This window comes from Streptomyces sp. NPDC006643 (genome assembly GCF_042870175.1).
Taxonomy (GTDB): domain Bacteria; phylum Actinomycetota; class Actinomycetes; order Streptomycetales; family Streptomycetaceae; genus Streptomyces.
In genome coordinates, this window is sequence record NZ_JBIAHA010000015.1 from 76,749 (window position 1) to 95,497 (window position 18,749).

Annotated in this window: 16 protein-coding genes and 1 tRNA gene; 6 read left to right on the forward strand and 11 right to left on the reverse strand. The window is 69.5% G+C overall.

The window, feature by feature from the left end; all coding sequences use genetic code 11:
- Positions 1-74: 74 nt before the first annotated feature.
- The 3 genes from ACFYNU_RS21065 to ACFYNU_RS21075 form a co-directional block, all read right to left on the reverse strand.
- Complete coding sequence (locus ACFYNU_RS21065) at positions 75-947, reverse strand: RNA polymerase sigma factor SigF (RefSeq protein ID WP_079128367.1); 873 nt, start codon at positions 945-947, stop codon at positions 75-77.
- A gap of 223 nt (positions 948-1,170) precedes the next feature.
- Positions 1,171-1,464 (reverse strand): Dabb family protein, encoded by a 294-nt coding sequence (locus ACFYNU_RS21070; RefSeq protein ID WP_356590547.1) that lies wholly within the window; start codon positions 1,462-1,464, stop codon positions 1,171-1,173.
- Between the two features lie 66 nt (positions 1,465-1,530).
- Positions 1,531-1,695 (reverse strand): hypothetical protein, encoded by a 165-nt coding sequence (locus tag ACFYNU_RS21075; protein ID WP_356590548.1) that lies wholly within the window; start codon positions 1,693-1,695, stop codon positions 1,531-1,533.
- A 501-nt stretch (positions 1,696-2,196) separates the two neighbouring features.
- Between ACFYNU_RS21075 and ACFYNU_RS21080 the strand changes: the two genes are divergently transcribed.
- Positions 2,197-4,284, forward strand: a complete 2,088-nt coding sequence (locus tag ACFYNU_RS21080) for a discoidin domain-containing protein (RefSeq protein ID WP_356590704.1) — start codon at positions 2,197-2,199, stop codon at positions 4,282-4,284.
- A 202-nt stretch (positions 4,285-4,486) separates the two neighbouring features.
- Positions 4,487-5,365 carry a TIGR03621 family F420-dependent LLM class oxidoreductase gene (locus ACFYNU_RS21085; RefSeq protein ID WP_356590549.1) on the forward strand — a complete coding sequence of 293 codons (879 nt, stop codon included), beginning with the start codon at positions 4,487-4,489 and terminating at the stop codon, positions 5,363-5,365.
- A 67-nt stretch (positions 5,366-5,432) separates the two neighbouring features.
- Here the strand turns inward: ACFYNU_RS21085 and ACFYNU_RS21090 are convergent.
- From ACFYNU_RS21090 to ACFYNU_RS21105, 4 genes are all read right to left on the reverse strand, one after another.
- Positions 5,433-5,520 (reverse strand) — tRNA-Ser (locus ACFYNU_RS21090).
- 31 nt (positions 5,521-5,551) lie between these two features.
- Positions 5,552-5,995: a tRNA adenosine(34) deaminase TadA gene (gene tadA / locus ACFYNU_RS21095; protein WP_356590706.1), complete on the reverse strand. Its 444-nt coding sequence runs from the start codon at positions 5,993-5,995 to the stop codon at positions 5,552-5,554.
- 89 nt (positions 5,996-6,084) lie between these two features.
- Complete coding sequence (locus ACFYNU_RS21100) at positions 6,085-6,639, reverse strand: hypothetical protein (RefSeq protein WP_356590551.1); 555 nt, start codon at positions 6,637-6,639, stop codon at positions 6,085-6,087.
- Positions 6,640-6,891: 252 nt separating this feature from the next.
- The gene (locus tag ACFYNU_RS21105; RefSeq protein ID WP_356590553.1) at positions 6,892-7,137 is read right to left on the reverse strand and encodes a hypothetical protein; all 246 of its coding nucleotides are present in this window, start codon (positions 7,135-7,137) and stop codon (positions 6,892-6,894) included.
- 155 nt (positions 7,138-7,292) lie between these two features.
- Between ACFYNU_RS21105 and upp the strand changes: the two genes are divergently transcribed.
- Positions 7,293-7,928: a uracil phosphoribosyltransferase gene (gene upp, locus ACFYNU_RS21110; RefSeq protein ID WP_356590555.1), complete on the forward strand. Its 636-nt coding sequence runs from the start codon at positions 7,293-7,295 to the stop codon at positions 7,926-7,928.
- Positions 7,929-7,950: 22 nt separating this feature from the next.
- Here upp and ACFYNU_RS21115 read toward each other — a convergent pair whose 3' ends face one another.
- The 4 genes from ACFYNU_RS21115 to ACFYNU_RS21130 form a co-directional block, all read right to left on the reverse strand.
- Positions 7,951-8,586 carry a LytR C-terminal domain-containing protein gene (locus ACFYNU_RS21115; RefSeq protein ID WP_356590557.1) on the reverse strand — a complete coding sequence of 212 codons (636 nt, stop codon included), beginning with the start codon at positions 8,584-8,586 and terminating at the stop codon, positions 7,951-7,953.
- Between the two features lie 112 nt (positions 8,587-8,698).
- On the reverse strand, positions 8,699-9,001 hold the full coding sequence (locus ACFYNU_RS21120) for a type II toxin-antitoxin system VapB family antitoxin (protein WP_023540426.1): 303 nt from the start codon (positions 8,999-9,001) through the stop codon (positions 8,699-8,701).
- A 296-nt stretch (positions 9,002-9,297) separates the two neighbouring features.
- Entirely contained in the window at positions 9,298-10,839 is a 1,542-nt protein-coding gene (locus ACFYNU_RS21125; protein WP_356590559.1) for a M28 family metallopeptidase, read from the reverse strand.
- A gap of 165 nt (positions 10,840-11,004) precedes the next feature.
- On the reverse strand, positions 11,005-11,616 hold the full coding sequence (locus ACFYNU_RS21130; RefSeq protein ID WP_356590561.1) for an HhH-GPD-type base excision DNA repair protein: 612 nt from the start codon (positions 11,614-11,616) through the stop codon (positions 11,005-11,007).
- A 165-nt stretch (positions 11,617-11,781) separates the two neighbouring features.
- Here ACFYNU_RS21130 and ACFYNU_RS21135 point away from each other — a divergent pair, with 165 nt between their 5' ends.
- From ACFYNU_RS21135 to ACFYNU_RS21145, 3 genes are all read left to right on the forward strand, one after another.
- Positions 11,782-14,088 carry a terpene synthase family protein gene (locus ACFYNU_RS21135; RefSeq protein WP_356590563.1) on the forward strand — a complete coding sequence of 769 codons (2,307 nt, stop codon included), beginning with the start codon at positions 11,782-11,784 and terminating at the stop codon, positions 14,086-14,088.
- A 71-nt stretch (positions 14,089-14,159) separates the two neighbouring features.
- Complete coding sequence (locus tag ACFYNU_RS21140; RefSeq protein ID WP_356590565.1) at positions 14,160-16,277, forward strand: TerD family protein; 2,118 nt, start codon at positions 14,160-14,162, stop codon at positions 16,275-16,277.
- Positions 16,278-16,382: 105 nt separating this feature from the next.
- On the forward strand, positions 16,383-18,656 hold the full coding sequence (locus tag ACFYNU_RS21145; protein ID WP_356590567.1) for a serine/threonine-protein kinase: 2,274 nt from the start codon (positions 16,383-16,385) through the stop codon (positions 18,654-18,656).
- Positions 18,657-18,749: the final 93 nt, after the last annotated feature.

Here is an 18,749-nt window from a genome sequence, read left to right on the forward strand (position 1 = left end):
ATATCTGCACCGGAATAAGGGGGTATGCGAATTTGCTGCCGGTGGGGGCGCTGCGGGGTTACTACCCGGAAGAGCTACGCCTCGATCCTGTTTGCGGATCGCAAACGCGCGAAGCTTCGCGCCAGCAGCCGTGACACATGCATCTGGGAGACGCCCAGTTCCTGGCTGATCTGCGACTGCGTCAGGTTGTTGTAGTAGCGCAGCATCAGGATGCGCTGTTCCCGCTCGGGCAGCTGGACGAGCAGATGCCGGACCAGATCGCGGTGCTCGACGCCGGCCAGCGCGGGGTCCTCGTAGCCGAGCCGGTCGAGCAGTCCCGGCAGCCCGTCGCCCTCCTGGGCCGCCTCCAGCGACGTGGCGTGGTACGACCGGCCCGCCTCGATGCAGGCGAGGACCTCCTCCTCAGAGATCTTCAGCCGCGCGGCGATCTCGGCGGTCGTGGGGGAGCGGCCGTGAGCCGTCGTCAGATCCTCGGTGGCGCCGGTGACCTGGACCCACAGCTCGTGCAGCCGGCGCGGTACGTGGACGGTCCGCACGTTGTCGCGGAAGTAGCGCTTGATCTCGCCGACGACGGTCGGCATCGCGAAGGTCGGGAACTGCACGCCCCGGTCGGGGTCGAACCGGTCGATCGCGTTGATCAGACCGATCGTGCCGACCTGGACGACGTCCTCCATCGGCTCGTTACGGCTGCGGAAGCGGGCGGCGGCGTAGCGCACGAGCGGCAGATTCGCCTCGATGAGCGCGCTGCGTACGCGGGTGTGCTCGGGGCTGCCCCGCTCCAGGTCCTTGATCTGCGAGAAGAGCAGCTGCGTCAGCGCCCTGGTGTCGGCGCCCCGGGTCCCCGGCGTCGACGGCCGGGGCTCGTTCTCGCTCGGGGTCTCGACGAGGGGCGCCTCAGCTCGGGGCTCGATCTGGGGCGGCATTTGAGGCGTTGTACTGGCCGGCACGGTCACGCCACCCCTTTGCGGTCAACTACGGTCAACTCATCCGTCAAAAGCGGTCATAGCATCACAAGACATGCCCACTGTGTGCAAGCACCAGAAAACTCCGTGTTGACGAGGAAACCGCTGTTCAAACTCGAAAAGCCCCACGCCGGTGAGGCATGGGGCCAGGAGGACCACGGGCGGGGGCGCCCGGTGGGACGTGAGGCGCGGGAGCGGTCGGAACCGATCAGAACTCGTAGTCGGCGATCACCCAGGTGGCGAACTCGCGCCACTGACCGACGCCCGCCTGATGGTCCGGGTGCTCCAGATAACGGGTCAGCGCCTCGGCGTCGTCGACCGCCGCGTTGATGGCGAAGTCCTGGGCGATCGGCCGGTCGCTGATGTTCCAGGCGCACTCCCACTGCCGGAGCTCCGGGATCCTGTCGCCCAGCTCCTCGAAGGCCCGTACGCCGGCGACGACGCGGGGCTCGTCGCGCGAGACGCCCTCGTTGAGCTTGAAGAGGACCAGGTGGCGGATCACGGGGGTCTCCTGAGGGGGTGCGGTCGGGCCGGGGGCGGACGGGGACTGCGGCGGCCCCGGTCGCGGCTACTGTACGAGCTCGGTCATGAACTCGCCGACACCTTCGGCGGCGCTCGATATGCCCTCGAAGCCCACCTCGACGAGGTCGGCCGCCTTTTTGGGTGAGGTGATGATCGTGTACAGCACGAAGACGGCCAGCACGTAGAGCACGATCTTCTTTGCCTGCGCCATCGGCGCTGCCTCCCCAGCTGTTCCCGGTGTGACGCGTGAGTCTAACCGTACGAATGGGCCCGTTCAGAGGTCGATTTCGATCGCCCGTGTGACCACTTCTGGTCACGTCCCCGCGCCGCCCGATCGCCGCCGTCGGAGCGGGACGCCGTACGCGGCGCCCGCCCGGTCCGCGCTGTCAGGACCTGAACGCACACTCCGCCGAACACGTCGCGAACGGGAGCAAAAGCCCCGCGGAGTCGGTTAGTTGTTGATCGGAAGGCAACCCGCGACGGCCGGTGCGTGCACAACTCTTGACGTGTACGAAACACGGGAGAACCATCTGCCGTAACGAGAGAGCGCTCTCCGCCGTACGTCCCGAACTTCCCCTCGTCGTCCGAGACTTCAGGAGACCTGCCCATGCACGCTCCGCCGTCCGTTCTTCCGGTGTTCCGGAGACCCGCGTCCGTGCGCCGCCGCGGGATCGCCGCGTCCGTCGCCGCCACCCTCATCGCCTCCCTGCTGATGCTCATCCCCTCCACCACCGCCGCGAGTGCCGCGCCGACCCTGCTCTCCCAGGGCAAGCCGGTGACCGTCTCCAGCACGGAGAACGGCGGCACCCCGGCCGGCGCCGCCGTCGACGGCGACAACGGCACCCGCTGGTCGAGCGCCGCAGCCGATCCGCAGTGGATCCAGATCGACCTCGGCTCGTCGGTCGCGGTCAGCCAGGTCGTACTCCGCTGGGAGGCGGCGTACGCCAGGGCGTACAAGATCGAGCTGTCCACGAACGGCACCAGCTGGACGAGCGCGTACTCCACCACCACGGGCCCCGGCGGCAACGAGACGCTGAACGTCTCCGGCACCGCCCGCTACGTGAAGCTGACCGGCACCACCCGCGCCACCCAGTACGGCTACTCGCTCTGGGAGTTCCAGGTGTACGGCGAGAGCGGCACCGGTCCCGGCGGACCGATCCAGGGCGGCGGCGACCTCGGCCCCAACGTCAAGGTCTTCGACCCCTCGACGCCCAACATCCAGGGCACGCTCGACACGATCTTCCGGCAGCAGGAGTCGGCCCAGTTCGGCACCGGCCGCTACCAACTCCTCTTCAAGCCGGGCACGTACAACAACCTCAACGCCCAACTCGGCTTCTACACCTCGATCTCCGGTCTCGGCCTCAAGCCCGACGACACGAACATCAACGGTGACGTGACGGTCGACGCCGGCTGGTTCAACGGCAACGCGACCCAGAACTTCTGGCGCTCGGCGGAGAACCTCGCGCTCAACCCGGTCAGCGGCAGCAACCGCTGGGCCGTCGCGCAGGCCGCCCCGTTCCGCCGTATGCACGTCAAGGGCGGGCTCAACCTCGCGCCGAACGGCTACGGCTGGGCCAGCGGCGGCTACATCGCCGACAGCAAGGTCGACGGCCAGATCACGCCCTACTCGCAGCAGCAGTGGTACACCCGCGACAGCGCCATCGGCGGCTGGGGCAACGGCGTCTGGAACATGGCGTTCTCCGGGGTCGAGGGCGCGCCCGCGCAGTCCTTCCCGAACCCGCCGTACACCACGCTGAACAACACCCCGACCTCACGCGAGAAGCCGTTCCTCTACCTGGACGGCAACACGTACAAGGTCTTCGTCCCGGCCAAGCGCACCAACGCCCGCGGCGTCTCCTGGAACGGCACCCCGCAGGGCGAGTCCCTGCCGCTGGACCAGTTCTACGTCGTCAAGCCGGGCGCCTCGGCGGCCACGATCAACGCCGCGCTCGCCCAGGGCCTGCACCTGCTCTTCACCCCGGGCATCTACCACGTCGACCAGACCATCAACGTCAACCGGGCGAACACCGTGGTCCTCGGCCTCGGTTACGCCACGATCATCCCGGACAACGGGGTGACGGCGATGAAGGTCGCCGACGTCGACGGCGTGAAGCTGGCCGGCTTCCTGATCGACGCCGGACCGGTCAACTCGCCGACGCTGCTGGAGGTAGGCCCGCAGAACGCGTCGGCGGACCACTCCGCCAACCCGACGACCGTGCAGGACGTCTTCATCCGGATCGGCGGCGCCGGCCCGGGCAAGGCCACCACCAGCATGGTCGTCAACAGCGACGACACGATCATCGACCACACCTGGATCTGGCGCGCCGACCACGGTGACGGTGTGGGCTGGGAGACCAACCGCGCCGACTACGGACTCCAGGTGAACGGCGACGACGTGCTCGCCACCGGTCTGTTCGTCGAGCACTTCAACAAGTACGACGTGCGATGGAGCGGAGAACGCGGCCGGACGATCTTCTTCCAGAACGAGAAGGCGTACGACGCCCCGAACCAGGCCGCCATCCAGAACGGCAGCATCCAGGGCTACGCCGGCTACAAGGTGGACGACTCGGTCGTCACCCATGAGGGCTGGGCGATGGGCAGCTACTGCAACTACACATCGGATCCGAACATCCGTCAGGAGCACGGATTCCAGGCACCGGTGAAGCCAGGGGTGAAGTTCCACAACATCCTGGTCGTCTCACTCGGCGGTATGGGCCAGTACAACCACGTGATCAACAGCATCGGGGCACCGACGTCGGGCACGTCGACCGTCCCGTCGAACATCGTGAACTTCCCGTAGTCGTGAAATTCGCGTGATCGTGAGCTTGGCGTGATCGTGAACTTCGCGTAGGGAAGCAGCGAGCGGGGCCCGGCCTCTTGAGGAAGCTCAAGGCGGAGGCCGGGCCCCGCCACGTATCACGACTATCATGGCGAAAAGCTGCAAAAACCCTGAAAGGGAACTTCCCGGGACACCGGTCCCCCTCGACAGGAAGCCGGAAGCCATGCCCACCCGCCCCTTCCGTTTCGGCGTCAGCCTGCTGGCCACCGGATCGCGCCCGGCCTGGCAGGCCAAGGCCCGACAGGCCGAGGACCTCGGCTACGACGTACTCCAGGTCCCCGACCATCTCGGCATGCCGGCCCCGTTCCCCGCCCTGGTGTCCGCCGCCGACGCGACCACCACCCTCAGGCTCGGCACCTTCGTCCTGAACGCCGGCTTCTACCGGCCCGCGCTGCTGGCCAGGGACATCGCCGACACCGACCAGCTCACCGACGGCCGGCTGGAGATCGGCCTCGGCGCGGGTTACGCGGGGGCCGAGTACCGTACGGCGGAGCTGTCGTACCCCGCCCCCGGAGAACGCGTCGACCACCTCGCGCACACGGTCGCCGAACTGCACCGGCTGTTCGCCACCCCGGAGCAGGTCCCCGCGGTCCGCCAGCACCCGGCCCCGCCGCTCCTGGTGGCCGGCCTCGGCGACCGCGTACTGCGACTGGCCGCCCGCGAGGCGGACATCGTCGGCTTCCCGGCCCTGTCGCCCAGGACCCCGCCGGGCGCGGACCCGCGGCGGATCCTCGCCGAGCGCGTCGACCACGTCCGCGCCGAGGCGGGCGCCCGCTTCGGCCGTCTGGAACTGAACCTGTTCGTCTCGGCGGTGGTCCTGCCGTCGGGCCCCTCCGGCGCCCCGGACCTGACAGCGGTGCGCCGCGCCAGCCCCGATCTCACGGAGGATCAGGTCCGGCAGCTGCCGAACGTACTGGCGGGCTCGCCCGACGAGATCGCCGAGACACTGCACCACCATCGGGACACGTACGGCCTGTCGTACTTCTCCGTGCTCGAACCGCACCTGACGGACTTCGCGAAGGTCATCGCCCGCCTCCGCTGACGCCGTGCGGTGCCCGCGACAACGCGAAGGGGCGGACCTCGTGAGGTCCGCCCCTTCGTCGTACAAGCGGTAGCGGTGGGATTTGAACCCACGGTGACGGGTTACGCCACACTCGCTTTCGAGGCGAGCTCCTTCGGCCGCTCGGACACGCTACCGAGAGAGAGCTTAGCCCAAGGTGGCCCGTGCTCAGAAATCGATAATCCGGCGGTCCCGGAAGAAGGCCGTGAGCAGCGCGGAGCACTCGTCGGCGAGCACCCCGTGGATCACTTCCGGGCGGTGGTTGAGCCGACGGTCCCGTACGACGTCCCACAGCGAGCCCGCCGCGCCCGCCTTCTCGTCGAGCGCCCCGTACACGACGCGGGCCACCCGCGACTGCACGAGCGCGCCCGCGCACATCGTGCACGGCTCCAGGGTCACCACGAGCGTGCAGCCGGTCAGCCGCCAGGTGCCGAGCTTCGCCGCCGCCCGGCGGAGCGCCAGGACCTCGGCGTGCGCGGTGGGGTCGCCCGTCAGCTCGCGTTCGTTGTGGCCGGTGGCGAGGACCTGGCCGGCCGGGGACAGCACGACGGCGCCGACCGGCACATCGCCGGCCGGCGCCGCGCGTGCGGCCTGTTCCAGGGCGAGTCGCATCGACGCCCGCCACGGCTCACGCACGGGGTCGTGCGCCGTGTCATGCGCCGCGTCGTGCGCCGGGTTGTGCACAGGGTCGTGCTCGGTCACTAGCGTGCGGTCTCCAGCACCTCGGAGGCGCCCAGCGCGTCCGCGATCTCGGCCATGGCGTCGGTCTCCAGCGCCAGCAGGTCCGCCTCCGAGAGGCCCAGATCGGCGAGGATCGCGCGGTCGCCCGCCGGTCCCGCCGGGACCGCTCCGGGGCCGGCCGCGCCGGCGAGGCCGGAAACCTCGTCCGAGTCCTCCGTGTCCTCCTGCTCTTCAGTTTCGCCGTCCTCGGTGCCGTCGAGGTCCAGCGTGTCCAAGGCGTCGGCGAGGTCGTCATCGTCCCCGCCGAGCAATTCGTCCGTGAGGATCTCCCCGTACGAGGAGCGTGCGGCCATGGCCGCGTCGGAGACGTAGATGCGAGGATCCTCCTCGCCCTCCACGCGGAGCACGCCGAACCAGGCGTCCTCCTGCTCGATGAAGACGAGCACCGTGTCCTCGTCCACCGAGGCTTCGCGGGCCAGATCGGTCAGATCCGACAAGGTCTCCACGTCGTCGAGCTCTGTGTCGCTCGCTTCCCACCCGTCTTCGGTGCGCGCGAGCAGTGCGGCGAAGTACACCGTGACTCTCCCACTGGTCAGAGGTGACGATTCGGCGGTGCGCTGCGCTCTGCCCCGCCCACTACTCGGAATCGTGGCAGAAACACGGCGATTGCGAGAGGTCTTCCGCCGTTGCGTCGTGCAGGCATTTTTTTGGACCGGGGTGGACGCACCGCCCGGCGGGGGTCCGCGAGGGCCGCCGGACGGCCGCCGGCCGACGCCCAAGTGGCAGTCGCGCGACGGCCGGAGGGCCGCTTCGTGACGTGTTCGCGACTACCAGCGGAAGGTCCGCATCCGCATCTGCTGGCGCATCCGGGCCGCGCGCGCCCGCCGAGGTTTCACCCGCTCGCGCAGGGCCTTGGCCTCGTTCAACTCCCGCAGGAACTGCGCACGCCGCCGCCGGCGGGCCTCGTCGCTCCCGCCGGAGGTGCCGTCCGGTTCGGCGTCGGGCGTCGCCTCGGGGCCGGGCGGCGCTTCGCCGCCGCGCTCCCGCGGATCCCGCTGCTGCCGGTCCGGCATCGCCGCCTCACCACCCCACGACTCGGTCGATCGCGCCCCGGTGCACCCGCACCCGCGCCCCTGTGACCCCTCTGCATGTGCCCACACACCTTCCCTGCGCACGGGGGATTGATGCCAGCGGGGGCCGCCGGACGGGCCGCGGTTACTGTGGAGCCATGCGGATTCACGTCGTCGACCACCCGCTGGTCGCGCACAAACTCACCACGCTGCGCGACAAGCGCACCGACTCCCCTACCTTCCGGCGCCTCGCCGACGAGCTGGTCACCCTGCTCGCGTACGAGGCCACCAGGGACGTGCGCACCGAGCAGGTCGACATCGAGACTCCGGTGACGCCGACCACGGGTGTGAAGCTGTCCCATCCCCGGCCCCTCGTGGTGCCGATCCTCCGGGCCGGCCTCGGCATGCTCGACGGCATGGTGCGGCTGCTGCCGACCGCCGAGGTCGGTTTCCTCGGGATGATCCGTAACGAGGAGACGCTTCAGGCGTCGACGTACGCGAGCCGGATGCCCGAGGATCTCTCGGGGCGCCAGGTGTATGTCCTGGACCCGATGCTGGCCACCGGCGGCACGCTCGTCGCGGCGATCCGCGAACTCATCAAGCGCGGCGCGGACGATGTGACGGCCGTGGTGCTTCTCGCGGCGCCCGAGGGCGTCGAGGTGATGGAGCGCGAGCTGGCGGGCACGCCGGTGACGGTCGTCACGGCGGCGGTCGACGAGCGGCTGAACGACCGCGGGTACATCGTGCCGGGGCTGGGCGACGCGGGCGACCGGATGTACGGGACGGTCGACTAGCCCCGGTCCCGTCCGCTCCGGTTCAGCAGGAGCCGGTGGACGCCGGCCTGGTCAGGGTGGCCAGGGTCCGGTCGGCCTCCTTCTGCACGTTCAGGGTCTTGAAGGCCGTGCCGATCAGCAGGTCGACGTCCTTGGTCCGCCGTTCGTCGTGCTGGGGCTTGGCGCCCTTGAGCTGGGCGCCGAGCACCGCGAGGGAGCCGTCCGCGGCGGTCGGGGCGCCGAGCAGTATCCCCGTGCCGGGGATCTTCTTGTCGAACGCCGCGGGCGCGTTGCCCACCTTGCCGATGAGGAAGCCGCGCTTCTTGAGTTCGTCCGCGGTGGTCTTGGCGAGTCCCGCGCGCGGGGTCGCGTTGTAGACGTTGACCTTGATCTGGGCCGGCTTGGGCAGCGCCTTGGCGGCCACGGCCGACGGGGACGGCTCGCAGGAGGGCTTGCGGTTACGGTCCGAGGCGGTCGCGGTCTTCGTCTTCGTACCGTCGTCCGCCGTGAACACGTCGACGAGCTGTACGGTCCCCCAGCCGACGAGGCCGAGGGCGACGACTCCGGCGATGGCCGCGAGCACGGTCCTGCGGCGGTGACGGGGGCGGCGCATGCGGGGGTACTTGGCACCCGTAATGCGATATTTGCCGCCCATGCCGGGGGGAGTGAGCATGCTCATGGCCGCAGCGTAGTGCGCGTCGGTAGTGATTCCTACTAAATGATCAATGGGTTGGGCCCGTAGAGGCCGGAAAGACCCCGAAAGGCTCAGTGCCGGGTGGGTTGAGGGCGCGTCAGCCCAGGTCCAGTTCGAGCACGCGCGCGTGCAGCACCTGCCGCTGCTGGAGCGCCGCGCGGACGGCGCGGTGCAGTCCGTCCTCCAGATACAGGTCGCCCTGCCACTTCACGACGTGCGCGAAGAGGTCTCCGTAGAAGGTCGAGTCCTCGGCGAGCAGCGTCTCCAGATCCAGTTGGCCCTTCGTGGTGACGAGCTGATCGAGGCGGACCGGGCGCGGCGCTACGTCCGCCCACTGCCGGGTGCTTTCCCGGCCGTGGTCGGGGTACGGCCGCCCGTTACCGATGCGCTTGAAGATCACACGGAAAGCCTACCGGGCGAGCGGCTCCGGGCGCAGCCATGGCGCGGTGGTGCAAAGGGATGCATATGGTTCAAAGTAGGAGCGACATATGAATGGAACCGTCCCGTCCGCTGACGTCGCCCTTCCCACCGCCTCCTGAAGAGGCTTCAGCGACGGCCTCGGTAAAGGGCTCAGCAACGGCCTCGGCAACGGCCTCGGCAACGGCCTCGGCAAGGGCTCGACGAAGGCTCAGTACGCACGGCGGGCGCCGAGGGAATCCGCTCCCTCGGCGCCCGCCGCGTATCGCTGTCGGTCGGTCAGGCCCGGGACTCGTGCTCGTGGGCGTTCGACGCCCCGACACCGGTGTCACCGTGCGCCGCGCCGCGCTGGACCGTGGCGGGGGCCTTCGCCCCGGCCTTCGCGGTGAGCGGGCTCAGGTCGTGGGCGTAGCGGCCCACGGCGTTCGCGATGACGTCGATGTTGACGTCGAACGCCTCCTTGTTGATGTTGTCGAGGTCGTCACAGGCCGCGTGGTAGCAGGGGTCGTACGCGACACCGGCCTCGCCGCCGAACTTCGCCGCCTGGTCCGCGGTCTTTATGCCCTCGGCGCCGGTGAAGGTTCCCCCGGAGGGGATGCCGACCTCGATGAACGGCCCGTAGTCGGAGCGGCCGGAGAAGTCCGTGCCCTCGTGCGGGTAGTCCTTGCTGTCGAGGAAGTCGGTGATGCCCTTCTCCAGCTGCGCCGAGCCCTCCGGCCCCGCGCCCGAGCCCTCGCCGTCCGAGTCGTCGCCGTCGTACACGAACTGGCCGAAGTTCGGCGAGGCGATCATGTCGAAGTTCAGGTAGAGCGCGATCTGTTCGCTCTGCTCGGGGGTGAGGCCCTTCACGTAGTCCTCGGCGCCGAGCAGCCCCAGCTCCTCGGCCGACCACCAGGCGAAGCGCACCTTGTTGGCGGTCTTCTCGCGCGACTTGGCGAGATCCAGGGCGACTTCGAGGAGACCGGCGGAGCCCGACGCGTTGTCGTTGATGCCCGCGCCCTCGGTGACGGAGTCGAGGTGGGAGCCGAGCATCACCGTGTTGGCCGGGTTACCGCCCTTGGTCTCGGCGATGACGTTGCGGGTGGTGCGCTTCTCCTGGAGCTGACGGATGTCCAGGGAGACCGTCACGGGGCCCGCCGCGGCCTCGGCGGCGAGCTTCGCGCCCTCGGCCTGGGTGACACCGCCCGTGGGGATCCTGGCCGCCGCCGGGTCGCCCAGGGTGCCGCTGAGGGCGCCCTCGGTGTTGTTCGAGACGATCGCCGCGACCGCGCCCGCGTCGGCCGCCGTCTGCTGCTTCGTCGCGAAGTCGCAGCCGCCGCGCTGGATGAGCGCGATCTTGCCGGTGAAGGCGCCGGCGGCGTAGTCGGTGGCCTCGCAGCCGGTGGTCTCGTCGACCGGTACGACGGCCAGGGCCGCCTCGATCCCGCCCTTGGGCGTGGACTTCGTGTACGACATGGCCGTGATCTCGGAGTCGCGCGGTGTCGGCGCGGTCACCTTCAGCGTCTCGGCCTGCGTCTCGATGTACGTGAACTCGAAGCTGTCGTACGAGACGTTGTAGCCGGCCTTCTTCAGGAGGCTGAACACGTACGCCGCGGACGCGTCGTGGCCGAGCGAGCCCGCGGCGCGGTGGCCGCCGGCGGAGTCGGCGATGTCCTGGAACTTCTGAAGGTGCTTGTACGCGTCCTTGCCGGACGCCTCCTTGACGAGCTTCTTGGCGAGCTTCGCCGCGTCCCTCGCCGGGTCGGGCCTGTTGTGCGCGGAGGCGGAGGATGCGGACAGCAGAAGCGGGGCGGCGAGCGCGGTGGCGGCTGCGACTGCCATGAGTCTGCGGGACGTTGCGTTCACAGGGGTCCTTCCGATGCGAACGGGTGCGGACGAGCAGGAGCTTGGTGCGGTGAGCTACCGAAAGTTAGCGACCTGGGGCGTTCCAGGGGAACAGATGTGCCAGAAATCATGCTCGTCGGCCGGCCGCCCGTCGGCGTCCGTTCAGCTCTCCGCGGGCTTCGTCGTCTTCGTTGCCTTCTCCGCCTTGGCGGCAGCCTTGGCCTCCTGCTTGTGCGCGCGGACCTTGGCCAGCGTCTCGGGCCCCGTGATGTCGGCCGCCGAGCGGTACGAGCCCTCGTCGCCGTACGCGCCGGCCGCGGCCCGCCAGCCCTCGGGCCGTACGCCGTACTGCTTGCCGAGCAGCGCGAGGAAGATCTGCGACTTCTGCTTGCCGTAGCCGGGGAGTTCGGTCAGCCGCTTGAGCAGTTCCGTGCCGGTGGCGACATCGCGCCACACCCCGGCGGCGTCCCCGTCGTAGTGGGCGACCAGGAACTGACAGAGCTGCTGCACGCGCTTGGCCATGGACCCCGGGTAGCGGTGCACGGCGGGCTTCTCCGAGAGCAGCGCGGCGAAGGCCTCGGGGTCGTACGCGGCGATGGCGTGCGCGTCCAGATCGTCACCCCCCATGCGTACGGCGATGGTGTACGGCCCCGAGAAGGCCCACTCCATGGGCACCTGCTGGTCCAGCAGCATGCCGACCAGCGCGGCCAGCGGGCTGCGGCCGAGGAGTTCGTCGGCCTCGGGCTGCTGTGCGATGCGAATCGTCGTGCTCATACGCCGATGGTGGACCGGGACGCTTCGAGTTTCAGGGAGGCCACGCCCTGACGGTGTGTTCATATGACTGTTTTATGGCGCGGATGGCGGTACGGGGCGAGGGGTAGGGCTGGACACGGACAGCTCCCGGAATGCTCCGGAATCCTCGGGAAAGGCCGCGCACCAGTGACTCAGCCCTTCGAACTGCCGGATTTCTACATGCCGTATCCGGCGCGTATCAACCCGCGTCTGGAGGAGGCCAGGGAGCACTCCCGGGCCTGGGCGCGCGACATGGGGATGCTGGAGGGTTCCGGGATCTGGGAGCTGAGCGATCTCGACGCCCACGACTACGCGCTGCTGTGCTCGTACACCCATCCCGACTGCACAGGGCCGCAGTTGTCGCTGGTCACGGACTGGTATGTGTGGGTCTTCTTCTTCGACGACCACTTCCTGGAGATCTTCAAGAGATCGTCGGACCGGGCGGGCGGCAAGGCGTATCTCGACCGGCTCCCGCTCTTCATGCCGATGGATCTCAGTCAGGGATTTCCCGAGCCGACGAATCCGGTGGAGGCGGGCCTCGCCGACCTCTGGAAACGCACGGTGCCGTCGATGTCCCTGGACTGGCGGGCGCGGTTCGCCGAGAGCACGGAGAATCTGCTCAACGAATCCCTCTGGGAACTGGCCAACATCAATGCCGGTCGGATCGCGAATCCCGTCGAGTACATCGAAATGCGCCGCAAGGTCGGCGGGGCGCCGTGGTCGGCGGGACTCATCGAGTACGCGGCGGGGGCGGAGGTGCCGGCCCCGATCGCCGACTCCCGTCCGATGCGGGTGCTGCGGGACTCGTTCTCCGACGGTGTCCATCTGCGTAACGACCTCTTCTCCTACCAGCGGGAGATCGAGGAGGAGGGCGAGCTGAGCAACGGGGTGCTCGTCCTGGAGACGTTCCTGGGCTGCACGACGCAGGAGGCGGCCGACGCGGTCAACGACCTGCTGACGTCGCGCCTCCACCAGTTCGAGAACACGGCCCTGACCGAGCTGGGACCGCTCTTCGTGGAGAAGGGCATCGACCCGGTCGCGGCGGCGGGGACCCTGGCCTATGTGAAGGGCCTCCAGGACTGGCAGTCCGGCGGCCACGAGTGGCACATGCGCTCCAGCCGGTACATGAACGGCGCGGCGGCGGGCGACGGCCCCGGACCGGAGGAGACGGCGGGGCCGCTGTTCTCGCAGACCCCCGTCGGCCGCTGGACGGCGGCGTCGGACTATCTCAAGACCCTCACCAACGGCGCCCCCACCAGGACGCGCGCCCACAGCCATGTGCCGTACCAGCGGGTGGGGCCGTCGATCCTCCCCGAGTTCGAGATGCCGTTCACCGCGACGCTCAGCCCGCATCTGGAGGCGTCGCGCGAGCACGTCGTGGCATGGGCACACCGGATGGGCATCCTGGAGGGGCAGCCGGGCGTCCCCGGCTCGGACATCTGGGACGAGGACCGGATCCGCCGTATCGACCTCCCGCTCTGCGCCGCCGGCATCCATCCCGACGCCACCCCCGAGGGGCTCGACCTGACCTCGGACTGGCTGGCCTGGGGGACGTACGGCGACGACTTCTTCCCCGTCGTGTACGGCAACACCCGCAATCTGGCGGCGGCGAAGGTCTGCAACGAGCGGCTGTCCCTCTTCATGCCGGTCGACACCCTGGACACCCCGCCACCGCTCAGCGCCCTGGAGCGCGGACTGGCCGACCTGTGGGTCCGCACGGCGGGCCCGATGGACGCCGACGCCCGCAGGGCCTTCCGCGCGGCCGTCGAGGAGATGACGGCCAGCTGGGTCTGGGAGCTGGCCAACCAGATCCAGAACCGGATCCCGGACCCCGTCGACTACATCGAGATGCGTCGCCAGACCTTCGGCTCCAACATGACGATGAGTCTGTCCCGCATCGGCCACGGCCGCTCGGTGCCGCCGGAGATCTACCGCAGCGGCCCGATGAAGTCCCTGGAGAACGCGGCCCAGGACTACGCGTGCCTGATGAACGACCTCTTCTCGTACCAGAAGGAGATCGAGTTCGAGGGCGAGGTCCACAACGGCGTCCTGGTCGTGCAGTCCTTCTTCAACTGCGACTACCCGACGGGCGTCGCGATCGTCCACGACCTGATGAAGGGCCGCATGCGCCAGTTCCAGCATGTCGCGGCCAACGAACTCCCCGTCCTCTACGACGACTTCGACCTGGACGAGGAGGCGCGGCAGGTTCTGGACGGCTATGTGAAGGAGCTGGAGAACTGGCTCTCCGGCATCCTCGTGTGGCACGCCGGCTGCCACCGCTACAAGGAATCGGACCTGCTCCACGACCGCGCGGGCGTCACCCGCTGGCTCCCCCCGACCCCCAGCGGCCCCGGCACCTCGGCGACCCGGGTCCGCCTGCCGGCGGGGAGGGTGTCGGCCGCGCCAGGTGCGGACGCCGGAGAGGTTGTTCCAATTGCCGCAAGAGTGCAGTGAGTTGGGTACTTCGGGCGTTAAGGTTCACCTCTCGCGCCGTGAAGATTCGGTGTGTTTCTGGGGGTGGACTCATGTACGAGATGGTCAAGGGAGCCAACACCGGACTGGCGGTCCTGAGTGAGGACGCCGAGTCCGTACGGGTGGGGCTGAGCTGGAGCAGCGAGGAGGGGGACGGGGACGCGGACGTCTCGGTACTGCTCGTCGGTGGCAAGGGGAAGGTCCGCAGCGACGCCGACTTCCTCTTCTACAACAACCCGGTGGCCGGTGACGGCAGTGTGCAACTGCTGGGGAAGACACCGACGGACAGCGGGAGCGAGGACCGCATCAGCCTGGATCTGCGTGCGATGGCACCGGACGTGGAGCGTGTGGTCGTGGCGGCGAGTCGGTACGACGACGCGCGGTTCGGTGACCTCAACGGGTTACGGCTGACGGTCGCCGACCGTACCGGCGAGGATCTGCTCGGATTCTCCATCGAGGACGCGAGCACGGAGAGTGCCTTCGTCTTCGGTGAGTTCTACCGGCGCGGCGGCGAGTGGAAGTTCCGGGCCGTCGGGCAGGGGTACGAGACCGGTCTCGCCGGCCTGGCCACGGACTTCGGCATCGACGTGGATGACGCGGAGCCGGAGCCGGAGCCGGAAGTGGGGCAGGACGCGGAGACAGGGGCCGACCCGGAGGCCGAGGCGGGTCCGGGCGAGGCTCTGCCGGGCGAGGGAGTCCTCGTGGCCATCGGCGGGGGTCCCGTGGCGGCCGTTCCGCCGCAGGTGCCGCGCGGGGCCGCCGCGTCGGCGCCCATGAAGGAGGATCCGGTCACGCCCCCGCCCGTACGACGCCCGCGTACGGCAAAGAAGAAGGTGACGATCCCGAAGGTCGCAAAGAAGTCCCTCGCCGAGAACGACTCGTGGCGACCGGCCCGTCTCTTCCCCGTCCCGTCGCTCAAGAACGACCGGGAGCGCGAGACGCGTGCCACCTCCGTCCTGCTGTCGGTGATGACGCAGGTCCCCGAGTTCGGGCGTCGGCTGACCGCCGCGTTCGGCGCACCGGTCGGCCGGATGGAGACGTTCACCGAGGTGCCCCTGCGGCAGGGCGATACGCAGAAACGTCCCGACGGCGTCATCCGCGTCGAGCGGGCCGGCAAGCTGTGGACGGCCCTGGTCGAGACGAAGACCAACGGCAACCCGCTCAAGGCCCAGCAGGTCCAGGACTACATGGACATCGCCGCCCGGCGTGGCTACGAGGCGGTCATCACGCTCTGCAACGATGTCGCGCTGGAGGGCAGTCCGCTCGTCGACGTGCGGACGGACGGCCGTCGGAAGCACAAGGTCGTGCTCTGGCATCTGTCCTGGGCCGAGGTCACTCACCAGGCCCAGATGCTGATCAGGCACGAGGGCGTCGGCAACGCCGCGCACGCCTGGCTGTTGCAGGAGTTGCTCCACTACCTCCAGCACGAGAACTCCGGCTGTCACGGCTTCCAGAACATGGGTCCCGCGTGGGTGCCGGTGCGCAGGAGCATCGACGAGGAGACCCTGTGCCAGGGAGACCCGCGCGCCGTGGACGTCGTGGAGAGCTGGGAGCGTCTCGTACGACAGGTGTGTCTGCGGCTCGGCGGTGAACTCGGCCAGAAGGTCCTGCCCGTACGGCGCGTCAGACGCGCCTCCGACCCCCACGCGCGGCGCGCCGAGCTGGCCGAACTGCTCTGCCACGAGGGGCGGTTGTCCGCCGAGCTGCGTATCGAGGGAACACCCGGCGTTCTCGCGCTCGCCGCGGATCTGCGCACAGGCAAGCTGCGTACGTCGATCGATGTCCCGGCCCCCGACCACGGCTCCCCGCTGATCACGGCGAAGCGGCTGATCAGACAGCTCGCGGACGCGCCTGCGGATCTCCATGTGCAGACACTTGTGAGTGGCGGTGGGGACGGGCCGCGCGGCACGCTGGAGCGGCTGCGACCTGAGCCGGCCTATCTGCTGCCGAAGGGCGAGGCGCGGGGCGACATCGAGATCACCGGCTTCCGGCTGTCCCTGTTCAAGGGCATGGGCAATACGCGGGGCAACGCCGAGTCCAGCTTCATCCGCAGCGTCGACGAAGCGGTGGACCGTTTCTGTGTGAGCGTCGTCGCGCCCCTCGAACGACGTCCCGCCCGACGGTCGCAGCCGGAGCGTCAGGGGGCGGAGCCGGTGCGAGTGGCCGGCTGACGTCCGGAGGACGGGCGGCCTTCGGCGGGGAGCGCGAGAGGGGGGCAAGGGTCGGTGGCCCCTGCATGATGAATGGGGGAGGGGGATAGCCTCCAATCCACTTCTGTGGACGGGGAGGGCATCGTGCGGGGGCGGTTGCTGAGTGGGCGGTACGAGTTGGGGGAGTTGCTCGGGGTCGGGGGGATGGGGGAGGTCTGGCGGGCGCGGGACCGGGAGTTGGGGCGGGACGTCGCCGTCAAGCTGCTTCTCGCGCCCGGGGGCGACGGGGAGCGGCGGGAGCAGTTGGCGCGGTTTCGGCGGGAGGCGCGGGCCGTGGCCTCGTTGGACAGCCCGCACATCGTCGCCGTACACGATCACGGGACCGACGGGGACAGTCCGTACCTGGTGATGGCCCTGGTGGAGGGGCGGACGCTGCACGACGTACTCGCCGAGAGCGGGCGTGTGGGTGTGGTGGACGCGCTGGGCTGGGCGATCGACGTGTGCCGGGGGCTGGAGGTCGCGCACGCGGCGGGCATCGTGCACCGTGACATCAAGCCCGCCAACATCATGGTCACCGGTGAGGGCGTGGCCAAGGTCGTGGACTTCGGCATCGCCAAGTACACCGAGGCCAGGTCCAGCGATCCGCAGCTCACCCGGACCGGACAGGCGCCGTTCGGCAGCGTGCTGTACATGGCGCCCGAGCGTTTTCAGCAGCGGAACGGCGACGGGCGTACGGATCTCTACGCGCTGGGCTGTGTCCTGTACGAACTCCTCGTGGGGCGACCGCCGTTCACCGGTCACGCCGCCGGGATCATGTACAACCACCTGAACGACGAGCCGCTGCGCCCGAGTCGGGCCCGTGCCGAACTCGGGGCCGGTCTGGACCGGTTGATCCTCTCGTTGATGGCCAAGGACCCCGACGACAGGCCGTCGGACGCGCGCGCGGCGCGGGTGGAGCTGGAGCGGGTGCGGGCGGAGGCGGCGGCGGAGCGCGCTGTGGGCGCGGCGGCCGTCGTCGTACCGCCGTCCGAGCCGGAACCGGGTCCCGAGCCCGAGGACGTACGGCCGGAACCGGTGCCGGCCCCGCCGCCCCGGCCGCATTTCGTCGCCAAGGTGTCCACGCCGCCCACGCCCCCGCCCCCGCCCGTCCCCCGGCGCCGCCGGCGCAAGGCCTTCGTCGGGGCCGCCGTCGCACTCGTCGTGCTCGGCGTACCGACCGGGTTCGCGCTCTCGTCCGCCTCCTCGTCGTCCGGCGACGAGGAGAGTCCGGTCGCCGGACCCACCACGGCCATGGCGAAGGACTATGTCGTCGGTGTCCCCTTCGACTGGTCGCTCGACGACCAGTACGGGGTGGAGCGTGCCACGATCGTCAAGGCCGCCTTCAAGGACGCGGAGCGCACGTCGGGCACGAAGCTGCCGGTGCGTGTCGTCCCGGTCAAGGACTACGGGCAGACGCCGGCGACCGAGATGCTGGAGAAATACCCGGGCATGCTCGCGCTCGTCGGTGACGTCAGCAGTGTCGACGGCATCGAGACGGGATTCGACGGCGACATGGCCGCGATCGACACCTGCAAAGAAGGCTCTGGCCCGGACTTCGCCTTCGGCACGATGCCGTCGAAGTTCGACATCGGCAAGCAGGAAGGGCGCTATCTGCGGGGCGCGTACGACACGGGCAAGGTGATCATCGGCTCCGACTACCGCTGGGACGTCGATCTTGCCGAGGACGATCCGTACCACCGGGAGCTCGGCCACGGGCTGCGCGAGGCAGGTGTCGACGCCATCGAGGCCGCGGGCTATCCGGACGAGATGAGCGAGGAGGACGTCGCCCGGGACGTGGCCGACAACCGGCCGGACACCGTCACCCTGCCCAACTCCCGGCACCGCGAAGGCTGGGTCGACGCGCTGAAGAAGTCCGGGCAGCTGATGGTCGTGCAGGAGAACTACGAGGCGTCCTGCGACTCCGAGGACGACCACGAATACACCGACAAGGAAGACACGTTGGTGCCGGACGGCACACTGCGCTTCCGTTCCTTCCACGACGAGCGGCAGCCGAAGGCCGACTGCGAGCTGTTCCCGAAGGTCTGCGCGGCACCGGCCGCGCTGCGGAAGATGTTCGAGGCGCGGGGCGCGGTCGAGCTGTACGACGCCACGCTCGCCCTCGCCGCCGGGATCGGGCAGGCCATGGACGACGGGAGCGTGCCGGAGCCGGGCGCGGCGGACGCGGATCCCGACGCGGCGCGGGCGGCGCTGCGGAAGGGCATGGACGGTGTCGACGTCAAGGGGCTGCTGGGCCGGTACCGCTTCAAGGACCATCAGGCCCTCGACCGGCCGGTGTGGGTCGATGTGCGCGAGAGCGGCAAGTGGAAGCAGCTAGGGACGGTCGGCAGCCTGACCGGCTGAGGCGCCGGCGGGGCTGACGGGCGTCCGGGAGCTGTTGCCGCCGTCTCGTACGCGCTGTTTAATGAATGAACATGCATTTATTAAAGGAGGAAA